The organism is Mycolicibacterium thermoresistibile (genome assembly GCF_900187065.1).
Taxonomy (GTDB): Bacteria; Actinomycetota; Actinomycetes; order Mycobacteriales; family Mycobacteriaceae; genus Mycobacterium; species Mycobacterium thermoresistibile.
This window is the reverse complement of sequence record NZ_LT906483.1, coordinates 2,719,773-2,738,842: the sequence shown is the minus strand read 5'-3', so window position 1 is coordinate 2,738,842 and position 19,070 is coordinate 2,719,773. Positions and strand designations below refer to the sequence as shown.

The window sequence follows — 19,070 nt, the reverse complement described above, 5'->3', positions numbered from 1 at the left end:
CCTGATGAACACCGGCACCCTGATCGGATCGCTGATCATGGCGCTCGTCGTCGTGGTGCTGATCGCGCTGGTGATCCAGGCGATGATGCGCGGCTGGCGGCGACGGGCCGAACGGCAGGCCGCGCTGATCGGCAGCCTGCCGCCCCTGCCCGACACGGTCGGCCCGGCCCTCGTCCCGCCGACGAAGGGGCTCTACGTCGGCAGCACCCTGGTGCCGCACTGGAACGACCGCATCGCCTTCGGCGATCTGGGCTACCGCACCAAGGCCGTGCTCACCCGCTACCCGGAAGGCATCATGTTGCAGCGCAGCGGCGCGCACCCGATCTGGATCCCCGACGAGTCGATCGTCAATATCCGCACTGAGAAAGCGTTGGCCGGCAAGGTGATCGCGCCCGACGCGATCCTGGTGATCCGATGGCGCCTGCCGTCGGGCACCGAGATCGACACCGGGTTCCGCGGTGACGACCGCACGGAGTACGCGCCCTGGCTGGGAGAGGTGGCATGACCATGACAGCGTCCACGCAGGCGACCACAGCGGCGACCAGGGCGGTCCTGGTTCTCGAGGACGGCCGGGTCTTCACCGGTGTCGCGTTCGGTGCGGTCGGGGAGACGCTCGGCGAAGCGGTGTTCACCACCGGGATGTCCGGGTACCAGGAAGCGTTGACCGATCCGAGCTTTCACCGGCAGATCGTCATCGCCACCGCACCGCACATCGGCAACACCGGCTGGAACGACGAGGACAGCGAGAGCCGCGGCGACAAGATCTGGGTGGCCGGCTACGCGGTGCGCGACCCGTCGCCGCGGGCGTCGAACTGGCGCGCCACCCGCACCCTCGAGGAGGAACTGGTCCGGCAGAACATCGTCGGCATCGCCGGCATCGACACCCGCGCGGTGGTGCGGCATCTGCGCACCCGCGGCACGATGAAGGCCGGGGTGTTCTCCGGGCCGGCGCTGGCCGACATCGACGAACTGGTGACCCGGGTGCGCGAGCAGCCGTCGATGCTGGGCGCCAACCTGTCCGGCGAGGTCACCACACCGGAGCCGTATGTGCTCGAACCCGAGGGCCCGCACCGTTTCGTCATCGCGGCCATCGACCTGGGCATCAAGACCAACACCCCGCGCAACTTCGTGCAGCGCGGGGTACGGACGCACGTGATGCCGGCGGGAACCACCTTCGACGAGCTGAGGGATCTGAAACCGGACGGGGTGTTCTTGTCCAACGGTCCGGGCGATCCGGCCACCGCCGACCACGTGGTGGCGGTGACCCGATCGGTGCTCGAGGCCGGGATCCCGTTGTTCGGCATCTGTTTCGGCAACCAGATCCTGGGCCGGGCCCTGGGCCGGTCGACCTACAAGATGGTGTTCGGCCACCGCGGTCACAACGTGCCGGTGATCGACCACCGCACCGGCCGGGTCGCGATCACCGCGCAGAACCACGGGTTCGCGCTCGAGGGTGAGGCCGGGGAGGTGTTCGACACCCCGTTCGGCCGGGCCGAGATCAGCCACACCTGCGCGAACGACGGGGTGGTCGAGGGTGTCCGGTTGGTGAGCGGCCGCGCGTTCTCGGTGCAGTACCACCCGGAGGCGGCGGCCGGCCCGCACGACGCCAACAATCTGTTCGATCAGTTCATCGATGTCATGGCCTCTGCCGCGAGCGACCGTGTCTGCACACCAACCAGCGGCGTGTCGCGTACAAATGGGGACTCTCACGGGGATGGGGAGACGCGTTAATGCCACGCCGCACCGATATCAACCACGTCCTGGTGATCGGGTCCGGGCCGATCGTGATCGGTCAGGCCGCCGAGTTCGACTACTCCGGCACCCAGGCCTGCCGGGTGTTGCGCGCCGAGGGGTTGCAGGTCAGCCTGATCAACTCCAACCCGGCGACGATCATGACCGACCCGGAGTACGCCGACCACACCTACGTCGAGCCGATCACCCCGGACTTCGTGGAGCGGGTGATCATCCAGCAGGCCGAGCGGGGCAACAAGATCGACGCCCTGCTGGCCACGCTGGGCGGGCAGACCGCGCTGAACACCGCGGTGGCGCTGCACGAGAACGGCGCGCTTCAACGCCACGGCGTGGAACTCATCGGCGCCGACATCGACGCCATCCAGCGCGGTGAGGACCGCCAGCGGTTCAAGGACATCGTCGCCAAGGTCGGTGGCGAATCGGCCCGGTCCCGGGTGTGTTACACGATGGACGAGGTCCGGGAGACGGTCGCCGAACTCGGCCTGCCGGTGGTGGTGCGGCCGTCGTTCACCATGGGCGGGCTCGGCTCCGGCATCGCGCACTCCGTCGAGGACGTCGACCGGATGGCCGGGGATGGACTCGCGGCTTCCCCGTCCGCGAACGTGCTCATCGAGGAATCCATCGTCGGCTGGAAGGAATACGAGCTCGAGCTGATGCGCGACGGCAACGACAACGTCGTCGTGGTGTGCTCGATCGAGAACGTCGACCCGATGGGTGTGCACACCGGCGACTCGGTGACCGTCGCCCCGGCGATGACGCTGACCGACCGCGAGTATCAGCGCATGCGCGACCTGGGCATCGCGATCCTGCGGGAGGTCGGAGTCGCCACCGGGGGCTGCAACATCCAGTTCGCGGTGAACCCGAAGACCGGTCGGCTCATCGTCATCGAGATGAACCCGCGGGTGTCGCGGTCGTCGGCGCTGGCGTCGAAGGCCACCGGTTTCCCGATCGCCAAGATCGCCGCGAAACTGGCGATCGGCTACACGCTCGACGAGATCGTCAACGACATCACCGGTGAGACCCCGGCCTGCTTCGAGCCGACCCTGGACTACGTGGTGGTCAAGGCGCCGCGGTTCGCGTTCGAGAAGTTCCCGGGCGCCGACCCGCTGCTCACCACCACGATGAAGTCGGTGGGCGAGGCGATGTCGCTGGGCCGCAACTTCATCGAAGCGCTCGGCAAGGTGATGCGCTCGGTGGAGACCAAACGGGCCGGGTTCTGGACCGCACCCGACGACGACGTCACGCTCGACGAGCTGCTGGAGCGGCTGAAGGTCCCCACCGACGGCCGGCTGTATGACATCGAGCACGCGCTGCGCCTGGGCGGCACCGTCGAGCAGGTCGCCCAGGCCTCCGGCGTGGATCCGTGGTTCGTCGCGCAGATCGAGGAACTGGTGCGGCTGCGGTCCGAACTGGTCGACGCGCCGGTGCTGAACGCCGATCTGCTGCGCCGGGCCAAACACTGCGGGCTGTCGGACCGGCAGATCGCCGCGCTGCGCCCGGAACTGGCCGGCGAACTGGGGGTGCGTGCGCTCCGGCAGCGGCTGGGCATCCACCCCGTGTTCAAGACCGTCGACACCTGCGCCGCCGAGTTCGAGGCGAAGACGCCGTACCACTACTCCAGCTATGAACTCGACCCGGCCGCCGAGACCGAGGTGGCGCCGCAGACCGAGAGACCCAAGGTGCTGATCCTGGGTTCCGGGCCCAACCGCATCGGCCAGGGCATCGAATTCGACTACAGCTGCGTGCACGCCGCGACCACGCTGTCCGAGGCCGGGTTCGAGACCGTGATGATCAACTGCAACCCGGAGACGGTCTCCACCGACTACGACACCGCCGACCGGCTGTACTTCGAGCCGTTGACGTTCGAGGACGTGCTGGAGGTGTACTACGCCGAGGACGCCTCCGGACGCGGACCGGACGGCACCGGGCCCGGGGTGGTCGGGGTGATCGTGCAGCTCGGCGGGCAGACCCCGCTCGGGCTGGCGCAGCGGCTGGCCGACGCCGGAGTGCCGATCGTCGGCACCCGCCCGGAGGCGATCGACCTGGCCGAGGACCGCGGCCTGTTCGGCGACGTGCTGACCCGCGCCGGACTGCCCGCGCCGAAGTACGGGATGGCGACGAGTTTCGAGCAGGCCCGCGAGATCGCCGAGCGCATCGGCTATCCGGTGCTGGTGCGGCCGTCCTATGTGCTCGGCGGGCGGGGGATGGAGATCGTCTACGACGAGGAGACGCTGCACGCCTACATCACCCGGGCCACCGAACTGTCGCCGGAACATCCGGTGCTGGTGGACCGGTTCCTCGAGGACGCCATCGAGATCGACGTCGACGCGCTGTGCGACGGCACCGAGGTCTACATCGGCGGGGTGATGGAGCACATCGAGGAGGCCGGCATCCACTCCGGCGACTCGGCGTGCGCGCTGCCGCCGGTGACCCTGGGCCGCAGCGACATCGACGCCGTCCGCCGGGCCACCGAGGCGATCGCCCACGGCATCGGCGTCGTCGGGCTGCTCAACGTGCAGTACGCCCTCAAGGACGACAAGCTGTACGTGCTCGAGGCCAACCCGCGGGCGAGCCGTACCGTGCCGTTCGTGTCCAAGGCCACCGCGGTGCCGCTGGCCAAGGCCTGCGCCCGGATCATGCTGGGCGCCACCATCGCCGAGCTCCGCGCCGAGGGACTGCTGGCCGCCGACGGTGACGGTGCCACCCCGGCGCCGGACGCCCCGATCGCGGTCAAGGAGGCCGTGCTGCCGTTCCACCGGTTCCGCCGCGCCGACGGCACCGGCATCGACAACCTGCTCGGGCCGGAGATGAAGTCCACCGGCGAGGTGATGGGCATCGACTCCGATTTCGGCAGCGCGTTCGCCAAGAGCCAGACGGCCGCCTACGGGTCGCTGCCGGTCGAGGGCACGGTGTTCGTGTCGGTGGCCAACCGCGACAAGCGGTCCCTGGTGTTCCCGGTGAAACGGATGGCCGACCTCGGCTTCCGGGTGCTGGCCACCGAGGGCACCGCGGAGATGCTGCGCCGCAACGGCATCCCCTGCGATGTGGTGCGCAAGCATTTCGAGGAACCCAGCCCGGACCGACCGGCGATGTCCGCGGTGGACGCGATCCGGGCCGGTGAGGTCGACATCGTGATCAACACCCCGTACGGCAACTCCGGGCCCCGCCGCGACGGCTACGAGATCCGCGCGGCCGCGGTGTCGATGAACATTCCCTGCGTGACGACGGTGCAGGGCGCCTCCGCGGCGGTGCAGGGCATCGAAGCGGCGATCCGGGGCGACATCGGGGTGCGCTCGCTGCAGGAGCTGCACCGCACCCTGGGGTCGGCTTGACGGCCGCACCGGCCCGCGGATTCGGCGCCCGGCTCGCCGATGCGGTGGCCCGCCGCGGCCCGCTGTGCTGCGGTATCGACCCGCACCCGGAGCTGCTGCGGGCCTGGGGGCTGGACACCGACGCCGACGGGCTGCGCCGGTTCAGCGACATCTGCGTGACGGCGTTCGCCGAACTGGCGATCGTCAAACCGCAGGTGGCGTTCTTCGAGGCGTACGGCGCGGCCGGCTACGCCGTGCTGGAACGCACCATCGGCGCGCTGCGCGAGGCCGGGGTGCTGGTGCTGGCCGACGCTAAACGCGGCGACATCGGCTCCACCATGGCCGCCTACGCCGCCGCGTGGGCGGGGGACTCACCGTTGGCGGCCGACGCGGTGACCGCCTCCCCGTATCTGGGGTTCGAGTCGCTGCGGCCGCTGCTCGACACCGCCGCCGCCCACGGCCGCGGCGTGTTCGTGCTGGCCGCCACCTCCAATCCGGAGGGGGTGCCGCTGCAGCGGGCGCGGGTCGGGGACCGCACCGTGGCCCAGTGGATCGTCGACTCCGCGGCGGCGGAGAACCAGGCCGCCTCCGCGGCGGGAGCGAACCAGGCCGCCTCCGGCTCGGTCGGGGTGGTGGTGGGTGCCACCGTCGCCGAACCGCCCGATCTGAGCGGGCTGGGCGGCCCGGTGCTGGTTCCGGGCGTGGGGGCGCAGGGCGGCCGGCCGGAGCAGCTCTCCGGCCTCGGTGGAGCAGGTCGCGGGCAACTGCTGCCCGCGGTGTCGCGGGCGGTGCTGCGGTCCGGACCCGATCCCACCGCGCTGCGCAGCGCCGCCGAACGCATCCGCGATGCGGTCGCCCATCTGGCCTGACCGCCCCGGCGACACGCCCGACACGCCGTGACCAGCGAGAACTTTCTAAAAATTCTCTTTCAGCCGCCCGCCGAGCGCGCCGCGGCCGGCGGGGTTCGGCCGGGCGGGTCCGGCGAACACCGCAAAACCCCCGATATGCAGGAAATTCCGTCCGGAATCGGGGTGGCGAGCAACGGTCGCGGCCGGTGCCGGCGGCTGCGACACTGGTGATGTTGCCCACTACAAGCTGGGATTTTGAGGTTGTTCGCCGGGGGGTGGGGTTCGCATTCGTCGGACGGCGTGGGTACGGTCGTCGTCGCTGGCTGATTCCACGACCAGCCAAAATAAAATTGATCCCGATGGCCCAATAGGCGAGAGACGGAGGAACCCGTGGCCCTTCCCCAGTTGACCGACGAACAGCGCGCGGCGGCGTTGGAGAAGGCTGCTGCCGCACGTCGAGCCCGTGCCGAACTCAAGGATCGGCTCAAGCGCGGCGGTACGACCCTCAAGCAGGTGCTCAAGGACGCCGAGACCGACGAGGTCCTGGGCAAGATGAAGGTTTCCGCGCTGCTGGAGGCCCTGCCGAAGGTCGGCAAGGTCAAGGCGCAGGAGATCATGACCGAACTCGAGATCGCTCCGACCCGCCGGCTGCGCGGGCTGGGCGATCGTCAGCGCAAGGCGCTGTTGGAGAAGTTCGACCAGGCCTGAGGAGGCAAGTGAACGTCGGCCGGGGGGCCGGGCGGGTGATGGTGCTGTCTGGTCCCTCTGCCGTCGGGAAAACCTCTCTGGTGCGCTGCATCCGAGAAAGGGTTCCCGACCTGTACTTCTCCGTCTCGGTCACGACCAGGGCGCCCCGCCCCGGCGAAGTGGACGGCGTTGACTACTCGTTCATCAGCCCCGAACGGTTCGCCGAACTGATCGACAGCGGCGAGTTGTTGGAGTGGGCTGAGATCCATGGCGGTCTGCACCGCTCCGGCACTCCGGCCGAACCGATCCGGCGGGCGGTGAAGGACGGTCGGCCGGTGCTGATCGAGGTCGATCTGGCCGGCGCCCGCGCGGTGAAGGCGGCCATGCCGGAGGCGATGACGGTGTTCGTCGCCCCGCCCGACTGGCAGACCCTCGAGGAGCGGCTGGTCGGTCGCGGCACCGAGACGCCCGAGGTGATCGCCCGGCGGCTGGACACCGCGAGGGCCGAACTGGCCGCGCAGAGCGAATTCGACCGGATCGTGGTGAACAGCGATTTGGAGACCGCCTGCGCCGAATTGGTATCCTTGCTGGTGGACCCCTGATGACCCCCGCGCCTGATGCCCTGATGCAGAGCGTGCTCGGCGATTTGGGTCCCGGGGATTCAGCCCCGACGAAACCCGAAGAGAATTGAGCCACCGAAGAAGCTCGACGACAGCCTGAAGAAGTCTGACGAACCATCGAGCATTCCGCTGAACAGCAGGAGAGTTTTACGTGAGCACCCCGTCCGCCGACGCGCGGTCGAACGCCGTGGCCGGTGACTCGTCGGCCACCGCCGTCTACGACACCCCGCTGGGCCTCACCAATCCGCCCATCGACGAACTTCTCGAACGGGTGTCGAGCAAGTACGCGCTGGTCATCTTCGCCGCCAAGCGCGCCCGGCAGATCAACGACTACTACAACCAGCTCGGCGACGGCATCCTCGAATACGTCGGGCCGCTGGTCGAGCCGGGTCTGCACGAGAAGCCGCTGTCGATAGCGCTTCGCGAGATCCACGCCGACTTGCTCGAGCACACCGAAGGCGAATAGGCCGGGGCTGGCCGGGTGGACTCCAAGCGGATAGTCGTCGGCGTATCCGGAGGTATTGCCGCCTTCAAGGCGTGCACCGTGGTCCGGCAGCTCTCGGAGGCCGGCCATGACGTCCGGGTCGTGCCCACCGAGTCCGCGCTGAAATTCGTCGGAGCCGCCAGCTTCGAGGCGCTGTCCGGGAACCCCGTGCACACCGGGGTGTTCGAGGACGTGCCCGAGGTGGCCCATGTCCGCATCGGACAGCAGGCCGATCTGGTGGTGGTGGCGCCGGCCACCGCCGACCTGTTGGCGCGTGCCGCGGCGGGCCGGGCCGACGATCTGCTCACCGCGACCCTGCTCACCGCGCGCTGCCCGGTGCTGTTCGCACCGGCCATGCACACCGAGATGTGGTTCCACCCGGCGACCGTGGAGAACGTCGCCACCCTGCGCCGGCGCGGCGCGGTGGTGCTGGAACCCGCCTCCGGCCGGCTCACCGGCGCGGACAGCGGCGCCGGCCGGTTGCCGGAGGCCGAGGAGATCACCACGCTGGCCAAGCTGCTGCTGGACCGCGCCGACGCCCTGCCCTACGACCTGCCCGGCGTCAAGGTGGTGGTGACCGCCGGCGGCACCCGGGAACCGATCGACCCGGTGCGCTTCATCGGCAACCGCAGTTCCGGTAAGCAGGGTTACGCGATGGCCCGGGTGATGGCCCAGCGAGGCGCCGAGGTGAAACTCATCGCCGGGAACACCGCCGGGCTGGTCGACCCGGCCGGCGTCGAGGTGTCGCACGTCGGGTCCGCCGCCCAGATGCGCGATGCGGTCAACAAGGCCGCCCCCGAGGCACATGTGCTGGTGATGGCCGCCGCGGTGGCCGATTTCCGGCCCGCGCATCCGGCCGAGACCAAGATCAAGAAGTCCAGCGATCCGAATGCGCCCGCGCCGGTCATCGAACTGACCCGCACCGACGATGTGCTCGCCGGGGTGGTGCGGTCCCGAGCCGACGGGCAGCTGCCGAACATGCGCGCGATCGTCGGGTTCGCCGCCGAGACCGGGGACGCCAGCGGTGATGTGCTCCACCACGCCCGGGCGAAGCTGAAACGCAAGGGCTGCGATCTGCTGGTGGTCAACGCGGTCGGTGAGAACCGGGCGTTCGAGGTCGAGGACAACGCCGGCTGGTTGCTGGCCGCCGACGGCGCCGAATCGCAGCTCGAACACGGCTCGAAGACGCTGATGGCGAGTCGTATCGTGGACGCGATCGCAGCCTTCCTGCAAACCTCAGGCAGCGCGTAACCATTGCGCCGGGGCCGCGCAGGCGGTTGGCTGCACCTGACCTACTATTCGGCTAACTAAGTATTCGGAAGGATGGCGCAGTGAGCACAGGTCGGCTGTTTACCAGTGAATCCGTCACAGAGGGACATCCCGACAAGATCTGTGACGCGATCAGCGACTCGGTGCTCGACGCGCTGCTGGCGCAGGACCCCAATTCGCGTGTCGCGGTCGAGACGCTGGTCACCACCGGACAGGTGCATGTGGTCGGCGAGGTGACCACCAACGCCAAGGAGGCGTTCGCCGACATCACCAACACGGTGCGCGAACGCATCCTCGACATCGGCTACGACTCGTCGGAGAAGGGTTTCGACGGCGCCACCTGCGGGGTGAACATCGGGATCGGCGCCCAGTCGCCCGACATCGCCCAGGGGGTCGACACCGCCCATGAGGCCCGGGTGGAGGGCGCCGCCGATCCGCTGGACACCCAGGGCGCCGGCGACCAGGGCCTGATGTTCGGCTACGCGATCCGCGACACCCCCGAACTCATGCCGCTGCCGATCGCGCTGGCCCACCGGTTGGCCCGGCGCCTGACCGAGGTGCGCAAGAACGGTGTGCTGCCGTATCTGCGGCCCGACGGCAAGACCCAGGTGACCATCCAGTACGACGGCACCCGGCCGGTGCGGTTGGACACCGTGGTGCTGTCCACCCAGCACGCCCCCGACGTCGATCTGGACGAGACGCTGGCCCCGGAGATCCGGGAGAAGGTCGTCAACACCGTGCTCGACGACCTCGGCCACGACACCGTCGACACCTCCGACTACCGCCTGCTGGTCAACCCGACCGGCAAGTTCGTGCTGGGCGGCCCGATGGGCGACGCCGGGCTGACCGGCCGCAAGATCATCGTCGACACCTACGGCGGATTCGCCCGCCACGGCGGCGGCGCGTTCTCCGGCAAGGATCCGTCCAAGGTGGACCGGTCCGCCGCGTACGCGATGCGCTGGGTGGCCAAGAACGTCGTCGCCGCGGGGCTGGCGGATCGGATCGAGGTGCAGGTGGCCTACGCGATCGGCAAGGCCGCCCCGGTGGGCCTGTTCGTGGAGACCTTCGGCAGTGAGACCGTGGACCCGGCCAAGATCGAGCGGGCCATCCTCGAGGTGTTCGACCTGCGGCCCGGCGCGATCATCCGCGATCTGGACCTGCTGCGCCCGATCTACGCGCCGACCGCCGCGTACGGCCACTTCGGCCGCACCGATGTCGACCTGCCGTGGGAGCGGCTGGACAAGGTCGAGGCGCTCAAGTCCGTCATCTAGCGTCAGGACGCCGAACCGGGGCCGTGCAGGGCGGCGCGCAGCGCCTTGAGCGCACGCTCGGTCGCCTCGGTGGCGGCGGGCACCACCCCGGAATAGCCGAGATAGCCGTGCACCAGGGTGTCGGCGTTGTGCAGTTCGACCGGAACCCCCGCCGCGGTCAGCAGTTCGGCGTACTTGGCGCCGTCGTCACGCAGCGGGTCGTGCCCGGCGACGGCGATATAGGCCGGCGGCAGACCGGACAGGTCGTCGGCGCGGGCCGGCACCAGCGTCACCGGGGGATCGGACAGATCGACGTGGCCGGCGTACCAGCGGGACAGCCCGGCGACGGCGTCGAGCCCCAGCACCGGGGCGTCGGCGTTCTCGGAGAACGACGGCAGCGAGGTGTCCCATGTGGTCGCGGGATACCACAGCAGCTGGAACCGCAGGATCGGTGCCGACCCGTCGGCGCGGGCGTGGTCGCGGTCCAGCAGGGCCATCACCGCCGACAGGTTCCCGCCGGCCGAGTCACCGGCCACCGCGATCCGGGCCGGGTCACCGCCCAGCTCCGCGGCGTGCGCGGCCGTCCACCGCACCGCGGCCCAGCAGTCCTCCACCGCCGCCGGATACGGATGCTCCGGCGCGAGCCGGTAGTCCACCGACACCACCAACGCCTCGGCGACGGCCGCGTGTTCGCGGGCGGTGCCGTCGTAGCTGTCGAGGTCGCCGATCGACCAGCCGCCGCCGTGCAGGAACACCACCACCGGCAGCCGCCGGTCGCCGGTGTTGGGCGGCCGGTACAACCGGACCGGGATCGGACCGGCCGGCCCGTCGATGCGGCGGTCCTCGCTGAGCACCTCCGGATACACCGGGCGGCGCGGCAGATCACGGAACTGCTGACGCAGCGCCGCCACGCCGTCGTCAGTCCTGATCTGGAACGGGACCGCTTCAAGTACCTTCAACAGCGTGGGATCGACGCCCGGTTTCGCAGCAGACACAGGTCCGGAGTTTGACATAGCCACACCGTACGCACGCCGCCAGACCACGGCGCTGTGGGTGGCGGCACTGGCGGCCGGTGTGGCGTACGGGTTGTTCCTGATCGTGACCGCCCTGCGGGTGCCGGCCGGCGCGGAGCTCACCGGGCAGTTCGTGTTGCAGCCCGCGGTGAAGGCGCTGACCGCGGTGCTGCTGGCCGTCGCGGCGTGCTGGCATCCGGTCCCGCGGGAACGCCGCCGGCTGATCGCGGCGCTGGTGTTCTCCGCGGCCGGTGACTTCCTGCTGGCGCTGCCGTGGTGGGAGATGTCGTTCCTGCTGGGGCTGTCGGCGTTCCTGATCGCCCACCTGTTCTTCCTCGCGGCGCTGATCCCGCTGGTGCGGCGCAGCACCGGCCGGCTCGTGGCGGCGGGTGTGGTGGTGGCCGCGTGCCTCGGCCTGCTGGTGTGGTTCTGGCCGCAACTGCTCGCCGAGGGGATGGCGGTCCCGGTGACGCTGTACATCGCCGTGCTCGGCGCGATGGTGTGCGCGGCGCTGCTGGCCCGGCTGCCCACCCCGTGGACGGCGCTGGGCGCGGTGTGTTTCGCCGCCTCGGACGCGATGATCGGCATCAACAAGTTCGTGCTGGGCTCCGAGGCGCTGGCGGTGCCGATCTGGTGGGGTTACGCCGCGGCGCTGCTGTTGATCACCGCCGGCTTCTTCTTCGGCCGGCATGCCGAAGCCACGTGACGCTGCAGCGCACACCCGCCGAGCACGAACCGGTCGCGCGGGTGCTGCCGATGCTCGAGGTGCCGCACCTGGACCGCGAGTTCGACTACCTGGTCTCGGCGGAGCAGTCCGACGATGCCCAGCCCGGGGTGAGGGTGCGGGTCCGGTTCCGGGGCCGGCTGGTCGACGCGTTCATCCTGGAACGGCGCTCGGAGACCGACCACACCGGCAAGCTGGGCTGGCTGGACCGGGTGATCTCGGCCGAACCGGTGCTCACCGGCCAGGTGCGGCGGCTGGTCGACGCGGTGGCCGCCCGGTACGCCGGCACCCGCGCCGACGTCATCCGGCTGGCGGTGCCGCCGCGGCACGCCAGGGTCGAGCGGGAACCGGTCCCCGACCTGCCGGTGATGACGGTCGAACCGCCCGACGAGTCCGGGTGGGCGGCCTACGGGCGCGGTGCGCAGTTCCTGGCGGCGCTGCGCGACGGGCGGGCCGCCCGGGCGGTGTGGCAGGCGCTGCCGGGGGAGCGGTGGGTCGACCGGCTCGCCGAGGCTGCGCTGGTGACGGTGCGGGCCGGCCGCGGTGTGCTGGCGATCGTGCCCGATCAGCGCGACGTCGACGACCTGCACGGTGCGCTCGCCGATCGGCTCGACACCGGCCGGGTGGTGGCGTTGTCGGCGGGGCTGGGGCCGGCGGAACGCTACCGCCGGTGGCTGGCGGTGCTGCGCGGGCAGGCCCGGGTGGTGGTCGGCACCCGCAGCGCGGTGTTCGCGCCGGTCGCCGACCTGGGCCTGGTGATGGTGTGGGACGACGGCAACGACACCCTCGCCGAACCGCGGGCCCCCTACCCGCATGCCCGCGAGGTCGCGATGCTGCGGGCGCACCAGCTGCGCTGCGCGGCGATCATCGGTGGCTACGCGCGGACCGCCGAGGCGCAGGCGCTGGTGCGCAGCCGCTGGGCGCACGATCTGGTGGCCACCCGGCCGGTGGTGCGGGACCGCACACCTCGGGTGATCGCGCTGGACGACAGCAACTTTCAGCACGAGCGTGATCCGGCGGCCCGCACCGCGCGGCTGCCGTCGGTGGCGTTGCGGGCGGCGCGCGGCGCGCTGGACGCCGGCGCCCCGGTGCTGGTGCAGGTGCCGCGGCGGGGGTATGTGCCCGCGCTGGCGTGCGCGCGGTGCCGCCAGATCGCCCGGTGCCGGCACTGCACCGGTCCGTTGTCGCTGCCCGACCGGGATGCGCCGGGGGTGGTGTGCCGGTGGTGCGGCCGCCAGGATCCGGCGCTGCGCTGCGCCCGGTGCGGTTCGGACGCCGTGCGCGCGGTGGTGGTGGGCGCCCGCCGGACCGCCGAGGAACTGGGCCGGGCGTTTCCGGGGGTGACCGTGGTGACCTCGGGCGGGGACACCGTGGTGCCCAGCGTCGACGGCCGCCCCGCGCTGGTGGTCGCCACCCCGGGCGCCGAACCGGTCGCGGCCGGCGGGTACGGGGCGGCGTTGCTGCTGGACGCCTGGGCGCTGCTGGGCCGCCAGGACCTGCGCGCCGCCGAGGACACCCTGCGACGCTGGATGATCGCGGCGGCGCTGGTCCGGCCCCGCGGCGCGGGCGGGGTGGTCACCGTGGTCGCCGAATCCGCGCTGCCGACCGTGCAGGCACTGATCCGCTGGGATCCGGTCGGCCACGCCGAGGCCGAGCTGGACGCCCGCGCCGAAGTGGGGTTGCCGCCGGCGGTGCACATCGCCGCGCTGGACGGCACCCCCGACGCCGTGCGCGCCCTGCTCGAGGTCGCCGAGCTGCCGCCGGAGGCCGAACCGCTCGGCCCTGTCGAGTTGCCGTTCGGGGCGCGCCGGCCCCCGGGGATCGGCCCGGACAGTCCGGTGCACCGGATGCTGGTGCGGGTGCCGCGGGAGAGCGGCCTGGCGCTGGCGGCGGCGTTGCGCCGGGCCACCGGGGTGCTCAGCGCGCGGCACGACCACGCACCGGTGCGGGTGCAGATCGACCCGCTGCACATCGGCTGACGCCGGACCGGCGCCGGGGTGTCCGGTGCGGCGGATCACCGCTCCTAGACTGAGTCGGATGCGCCTCGTGTTCGCCGGTACCCCGGAAGCTGCCCTGCCGTCGCTGCGCCGGCTGATCGACTCACCCCGCCATGAGGTGGTGGCGGTGCTCACCCGGCCCGACGCCGCGGCCGGCCGCCGCGCCCGCCCGGCACCGTCACCGGTGGCGAAATTGGCGTCGGAACACGGCATTCCGGTGCTGCGGCCGCCGAGCCCGAACACCGACGAGTTCATCGCCGAGTTGACCGAGCTGGCGCCGGACTGCTGCCCGGTGGTGGCCTACGGTGCGCTGCTGTCCGAGCGGCTGCTGGCGGTGCCCCGGCACGGCTGGGTCAACCTGCACTTCTCGCTGCTGCCGGCCTGGCGCGGCGCCGCGCCGGTGCAGGCGGCGATCGCGGCCGGCGACACCGTGACCGGGGCGAGCACCTTCCGCATCGAACCGGCCCTGGACTCCGGCCCGATCTACGGCGTCGTCACCGAGACCATCCGGCCCACCGACACCGCAGGGGATCTGTTGGACCGGTTGGCGGATTCGGGCGCCGAACTGCTGGAGCGCACGCTCGACGGGATCGAGGACGGCACCCTGACCGCGGTGCCGCAGCCGTCCGAGGGGGTCAGCTACGCGCCGAAGATCACCGTGGAGGCCGCCCGCATCCGCTGGGATCTGCCGGCCCACGTGGTGGAACGCCGGATCCGCGCGATGACCCCGAATCCGGGCGCGTGGACGATGATCGGCGACCTGCGGGTCAAACTCGGCCCGGTCACCGTCGACGACGACGCCGAACCGCTTGCGCCGGGGGAGATCCGGGCCGGCCGGGACGGCTCCGGTAAGCAGGCGGTGTGGTTCGGCACCGGCACCCACCCGGTGCGGCTGGGCTGGATCCAGCCGCCCGGCAAGAAACCGATGAACGCCCCGGACTGGGCCCGCGGAGCCCGCCTCGACGACACCGCACGGGCCCGATGACCGACCGCAGACCGTCGCGGCCCCATCGGGCCAAGCGGCCGACCCGGTCGTCGCGGCCCCCGCGGCGCCGCCTCGACCCGGCCCGCCGGGCCGCCTTCGACGTGCTGCGGGCGGTGTCCGAACGCGACGCCTACGCCAACCTGGTGCTGCCCGCCCTGCTGCGGGAACGCGGTATCACCGGCCGGGACGCCGCGTTCGCGACCGAACTGGCTTACGGCGCGTGCCGCACCCGCGGGCTGCTCGACGCGGTGATCGCCCACGCCGCCGGCCGGCCGGTGGAGAAGATCGACCCGGTGCTGTTGGACCTGCTGCGGCTGGGCGCCTACCAACTGCTGCGCACCCGGGTCGAACCGCATGCCGCGGTGTCGACGACGGTCGAACATGCCGGCGCCGAATTCGATTCCGCCCGTGCGGGATTCGTCAACGCGGTGCTGCGCACCATCGCCTCTCGCGATGAACGGTCGTGGGTCGCCGAACTGGCCCCGCCGGCCGATCGGGATCCGGTGGGACACCTCGCTTTCCGGTACTCCCATCCGCGGTGGATCGCCCAGGCGTTCGCCGACGCGCTCGGCCCCGACGCCGGTGAACTGGAGGACCTGCTGGCCAGCGACGACGACCGCCCGCTGGTGCATCTGGCGGCCCGGCCGGGTGTGCTCACCGCCGCCGACCTCGCCGAGCAGGTGGGCGGCACCGTGGGCAGATACTCGCCGTGGGCGGTCTACCTGATCGGAGGTGATCCGGCCGCGCTGGCGCCGGTGCGCGACGGCGCGGCGCTGGTGCAGGACGAGGGCAGTCAGCTGGTCGCGCGGGCGCTGACGCTCGCCCCGCTGGACGGCCGGGACACCGGGCGGTGGCTGGATCTGTGCGCCGGCCCCGGCGGCAAGACCGCTCTGCTGGCGGCGATCGCGGCGAGCGGAACCCACTGCACCCCGGATGGTTCCGTGCCGCGGGTCACCGCGGTGGAACCCAACCCGCGGCGCGCCGAACTGGTCGAACAGAACACCCGTGGACTCAACGTCGAGGTGCTGCGCGTCGACGGGCGGGACCCGGGGCTCGCGCCCGGCTTCGACCGGGTCCTCGTCGACGCGCCGTGCACCGGGCTGGGTGCGCTGCGCCGCCGCCCGGAGGCCCGCTGGCGGCGCACCCCCAGCGATGTGCCCGCCCTGACCCGGCTGCAGCGCGAACTGCTGAGCGCGGCGATCGCGCTGACCCGGCCCGGCGGCGTGGTGCTCTACGCCACCTGTTCACCGCATCTGGCCGAGACGGTCGGGGTGGTCAACGACGCCCTGCGCCGGCACCCGGTGACCGCGCTGGACACCCGGGACCTGTTCGCGCCGGTCGACCGGATTGGCGCCGGGCCGCACGTGCAACTCTGGCCGCACCGGCACGGCACCGACGCGATGTTCGCCGCCGCGCTCAAAGTAGGCTGACGGTATGGCACGACCCCTCATTGCGCCGTCGATCCTGGCTGCCGACTTCGCCCGATTGGCCGATGAGGCCGCCGCGGTCAAGGGCGCGGACTGGCTGCACGTCGACGTGATGGACAACCATTTCGTGCCCAATCTGACCCTGGGCCTGCCGGTCGTCGAGTCGTTGCTCAACGCGACCGACATCCCGATGGACTGCCATCTGATGATCGAGAACCCCGAGCGGTGGGCGCCGCCGTACGCCGAGGCCGGGGCGTACAACGTCACGTTCCACGCCGAGGCGACCGACAACCCGACCGCGGTGGCCCGCGACATCCGCGCCGCCGGCGCCAAGGCCGGGCTGGCGATCAAACCCGGCACCCCGCTCGAGCCCTACCTGGAGATCCTGCGCGACTTCGACACCCTGCTGATCATGTCCGTCGAACCCGGGTTCGGCGGGCAGAAGTTCATCCCGGAGGTGCTGCCGAAGGTCGGCATCGTCCGCCGGCTGGTGGACGCCGGGGAGTTGACGATCCTGGTGGAGATCGACGGGGGGATCAACGCCGACACTATCGAGGCGGCCGCCGAGGCCGGGGTGGACTGCTTCGTGGCCGGGTCGGCGGTCTACAGCGCCGAGGACCCGGCGGCCGCGGTGGAGCTGCTGCGGCGCAAGGCCGCCGCGGCCTCCAGACACCTGACCTCATGACCCCGGAGGCGGCGATGCGGTCGGCCCTCGAGCAGGCCGACCGGGTCAAGGGGGCCACCTACCCCAACCCGCCGGTCGGGGCGGTGATCCTGGACCGCGCCGGGGAGCCGGTCGGTGCCGGCGGCACCGCACCGCCCGGCGGCCCGCACGCCGAGGTGGTGGCGCTGCGCCAGGCCGGTGCACGCGCCGCCGGCGGCACCGCGGTGGTGACCCTGGAGCCGTGCAATCATCACGGACGGACCCCGCCGTGTGTGGATGCCCTTCTGGCGGCAGGTGTTTCGACGGTGATCTACGCGGTCGCCGACCCGGATCCGGTCGCGTCCGGCGGTGCGCGGCGGCTCGCGGCGGCCGGGGTGCGGGTGACCGGCGGGGTGCTGGCCGACGAGGTCGCGGCCGGTCCCCTGCGGGAATGGCTGCACAAGACCCGCACCGGGCGCCCGCATGTCACGTGGAAGTTCGCCGCCAGCGTCGATGGGCGCAGCGCCGCCGCGGACGGCACCAGCCAGTGGATCACCAGCGAGGAGGCCCGCGCTGACGTGCACCGCCGCCGCGCCGCCGCCGACGCGATCGTGGTCGGCACCGGCACCGTGCTGGCCGACGACCCGACCCTGACCGCACGGCGCCCGGACGGCAGCCTGGCCGAACGCCAGCCCCTGCGGGTGGTGGTGGGGACCCGCGACATCTCCGCGGACGCCAACGTGCTCAACGACGACTCCCGCACCATGGTGATCCGCACCCACGACCCGCACGAGGTGGTCCGCGCGCTCGCCGACCGCACCGATGTGCTGTTGGAGGGCGGCCCCACCCTGGCCGGCGCGTTCGTGCGGGCCGGTCTGGTCGACCGGATCCTGGCGTATGTGGCGCCGGTGCTGCTCGGCGGCCCGGTCACGGTGGTCGACGACGTCGGGGTGACCACGATCGGCAACGCGCACCGCTGGCGGTTCGACGGGATGACCTCCGTCGGACCGGATGTGCTGCTGAGCCTGGTGCCCCGCTGACGCCGACGGTGCGGCAGCATGGTGGCGTGCGATGGGTCCGATGGATCGCCGGGACCTCAGGGGTGTTGTTGCTCGCCGGCTGCGCCGCCGGGATCGCCACCCATTTCACCGACGCGCCGCGGCTCATCCGGATCGCGTCGTTCACCCCGGTGTTCCTGATCGGTGCGCTGGTCGCCGCGGTGGTGTTGATCCTGAGCCGGTGGCATGTCGCGGCGCTGCTCGCCGCGGTCGTGCTGGCGGTGGGTCTGTGGGGGCAGTGGCCGCTCTACCGGGCCGTCGGGGTCTTCGCCGACGCGTCCGCGGCCGGGCCGCAACTGCGCGTGATGCAGGCCAACATCTTTCTGGGCCGGGCGGATCCGGCGGCGTTGGTCGCGAGGGTGCGGGCCGAGCGGATCGATGTGCTGACCGTCAGCGAGCTGACCGACGAGGCGGTGCCGGCGTTGGCGGCCGCCGGGATCGGCGATGAACTGCCGCACGCCTTCCTGCGCAGCCGCCCCGGCGGTGGCGGTGTGGGGATCTATGCGCGCTACCCGCTGTCCGACGGCGAACTGCTGCCGGGTTTCGAACTGCACAATGTGCGGGCGAACGTCGCGGCGCCCGGCGCCGCGCCGCTGCGGGTGTACGCGCTGCACCTGCTGCCGCCATTCCCGGAGCCGCCGTGGCGGTGGGCCGCCGAGGTCGATCGGCTGGCCGAGGTGCTCGCCCTCGAGGACCGTCCCCTGGTGATCGGCGCCGACGTCAATGCGACCTACGACCACAAGCGGTTCCGCGATCTGCTGGCCGGATCCCGACATCCCGGCTCACCCGGGCTGAGCGATGCCGCCGTCGTCACCGGGGCGGGCATCGTGCCGACCTATCCGGTCGGCCGGCGCACCCCGCCGCTGTTGGCGATCGACCGCATCCTGACCCGCGGCGCCACCCCGTTGTCGTTCCGCCGGGTGGGCATCGCCGGCTCCGATCATCACGGCGTCATCAGCGACATTTCCCTGCACTCCTGAGCCCTGCACTCCTGAGCCCTGC

Annotated in this window: 17 protein-coding genes; 16 read left to right on the top strand and 1 reads right to left on the bottom strand. The window is 71.7% G+C overall.

Features of this window, described 5'->3' with window-relative positions:
* Positions 1–4 precede the first annotated feature (4 nt).
* The 9 genes from CKW28_RS12810 (at position 5) to metK (ending at position 10,242) form a co-directional block, all read left to right on the top strand.
* A complete protein-coding gene (locus CKW28_RS12810) occupies positions 5–505 on the top strand; it encodes a PH-like domain-containing protein (RefSeq protein ID WP_003925447.1) in 501 nt (166 codons plus the stop codon).
* Positions 502–1,731, top strand: a complete 1,230-nt coding sequence (carA, locus tag CKW28_RS12805) for a glutamine-hydrolyzing carbamoyl-phosphate synthase small subunit (RefSeq protein WP_003925446.1) — start codon at positions 502–504, stop codon at positions 1,729–1,731. The genes CKW28_RS12810 and carA overlap by 4 nt, the downstream gene beginning before the upstream one ends.
* Entirely contained in the window at positions 1,731–5,084 is a 3,354-nt protein-coding gene (carB, locus tag CKW28_RS12800; protein ID WP_003925445.1) for a carbamoyl-phosphate synthase large subunit, read from the top strand. Before carA ends, carB begins: the two co-directional genes overlap by 1 nt.
* The gene (pyrF, locus tag CKW28_RS12795) at positions 5,081–5,932 is read left to right on the top strand and encodes an orotidine-5'-phosphate decarboxylase (protein WP_003925444.1); all 852 of its coding nucleotides are present in this window, start codon (positions 5,081–5,083) and stop codon (positions 5,930–5,932) included. The genes carB and pyrF overlap by 4 nt, the downstream gene beginning before the upstream one ends.
* A 369-nt stretch (positions 5,933–6,301) precedes the next feature.
* The gene (gene mihF / locus CKW28_RS12790; RefSeq protein ID WP_040546706.1) at positions 6,302–6,619 is read left to right on the top strand and encodes an integration host factor, actinobacterial type; all 318 of its coding nucleotides are present in this window, start codon (positions 6,302–6,304) and stop codon (positions 6,617–6,619) included.
* Between the two features lie 8 nt (positions 6,620–6,627).
* Positions 6,628–7,200, top strand: a complete 573-nt coding sequence (gene gmk, locus CKW28_RS12785) for a guanylate kinase (protein WP_040546704.1) — start codon at positions 6,628–6,630, stop codon at positions 7,198–7,200.
* A gap of 169 nt (positions 7,201–7,369) precedes the next feature.
* Entirely contained in the window at positions 7,370–7,684 is a 315-nt protein-coding gene (rpoZ, locus tag CKW28_RS12780; protein ID WP_003925441.1) for a DNA-directed RNA polymerase subunit omega, read from the top strand.
* A gap of 15 nt (positions 7,685–7,699) precedes the next feature.
* Positions 7,700–8,953 carry a bifunctional phosphopantothenoylcysteine decarboxylase/phosphopantothenate--cysteine ligase CoaBC gene (gene coaBC, locus CKW28_RS12775; RefSeq protein WP_003925440.1) on the top strand — a complete coding sequence of 418 codons (1,254 nt, stop codon included), beginning with the start codon at positions 7,700–7,702 and terminating at the stop codon, positions 8,951–8,953.
* Between the two features lie 80 nt (positions 8,954–9,033).
* Positions 9,034–10,242: a methionine adenosyltransferase gene (metK, locus tag CKW28_RS12770; RefSeq protein WP_003925439.1), complete on the top strand. Its 1,209-nt coding sequence runs from the start codon at positions 9,034–9,036 to the stop codon at positions 10,240–10,242.
* Positions 10,243–10,244: 2 nt separating this feature from the next.
* On the opposite strand, the gene CKW28_RS12765 is transcribed toward metK, so the two are convergent.
* Positions 10,245–11,234, bottom strand: a complete 990-nt coding sequence (locus CKW28_RS12765; protein ID WP_040546901.1) for an alpha/beta hydrolase — start codon at positions 11,232–11,234, stop codon at positions 10,245–10,247.
* Between CKW28_RS12765 and CKW28_RS12760 the strand changes: the two genes are divergently transcribed.
* From CKW28_RS12760 to CKW28_RS12730, 7 genes are read left to right on the top strand one after another with little or no spacing between them, the layout of a single operon-like run.
* Positions 11,233–11,940, top strand: a complete 708-nt coding sequence (locus CKW28_RS12760; protein WP_085975126.1) for a lysoplasmalogenase — start codon at positions 11,233–11,235, stop codon at positions 11,938–11,940. The two genes, CKW28_RS12765 and CKW28_RS12760, sit on opposite strands and share 2 nt — an antisense overlap.
* 50 nt (positions 11,941–11,990) lie before the next feature.
* Positions 11,991–13,937 carry a primosomal protein N' gene (locus tag CKW28_RS12755; RefSeq protein WP_081475497.1) on the top strand — a complete coding sequence of 649 codons (1,947 nt, stop codon included), beginning with the start codon at positions 11,991–11,993 and terminating at the stop codon, positions 13,935–13,937.
* 58 nt (positions 13,938–13,995) lie between these two features.
* Positions 13,996–14,940 carry a methionyl-tRNA formyltransferase gene (gene fmt / locus CKW28_RS12750; RefSeq protein WP_003925435.1) on the top strand — a complete coding sequence of 315 codons (945 nt, stop codon included), beginning with the start codon at positions 13,996–13,998 and terminating at the stop codon, positions 14,938–14,940.
* Entirely contained in the window at positions 14,937–16,370 is a 1,434-nt protein-coding gene (locus tag CKW28_RS12745; protein WP_003925434.1) for an RsmB/NOP family class I SAM-dependent RNA methyltransferase, read from the top strand. Before fmt ends, CKW28_RS12745 begins: the two co-directional genes overlap by 4 nt.
* A 4-nt stretch (positions 16,371–16,374) precedes the next feature.
* Complete coding sequence (gene rpe, locus CKW28_RS12740; protein WP_003925433.1) at positions 16,375–17,052, top strand: ribulose-phosphate 3-epimerase; 678 nt, start codon at positions 16,375–16,377, stop codon at positions 17,050–17,052.
* Positions 17,049–18,050, top strand: coding sequence for a bifunctional diaminohydroxyphosphoribosylaminopyrimidine deaminase/5-amino-6-(5-phosphoribosylamino)uracil reductase RibD (gene ribD / locus CKW28_RS12735; RefSeq protein ID WP_003925432.1), 1,002 nt, complete (start codon positions 17,049–17,051; stop codon positions 18,048–18,050). Before rpe ends, ribD begins: the two co-directional genes overlap by 4 nt.
* Before the next feature lie 26 nt (positions 18,051–18,076).
* Entirely contained in the window at positions 18,077–19,048 is a 972-nt protein-coding gene (locus tag CKW28_RS12730; RefSeq protein WP_110844409.1) for an endonuclease/exonuclease/phosphatase family protein, read from the top strand.
* Positions 19,049–19,070 lie beyond the last annotated feature (22 nt).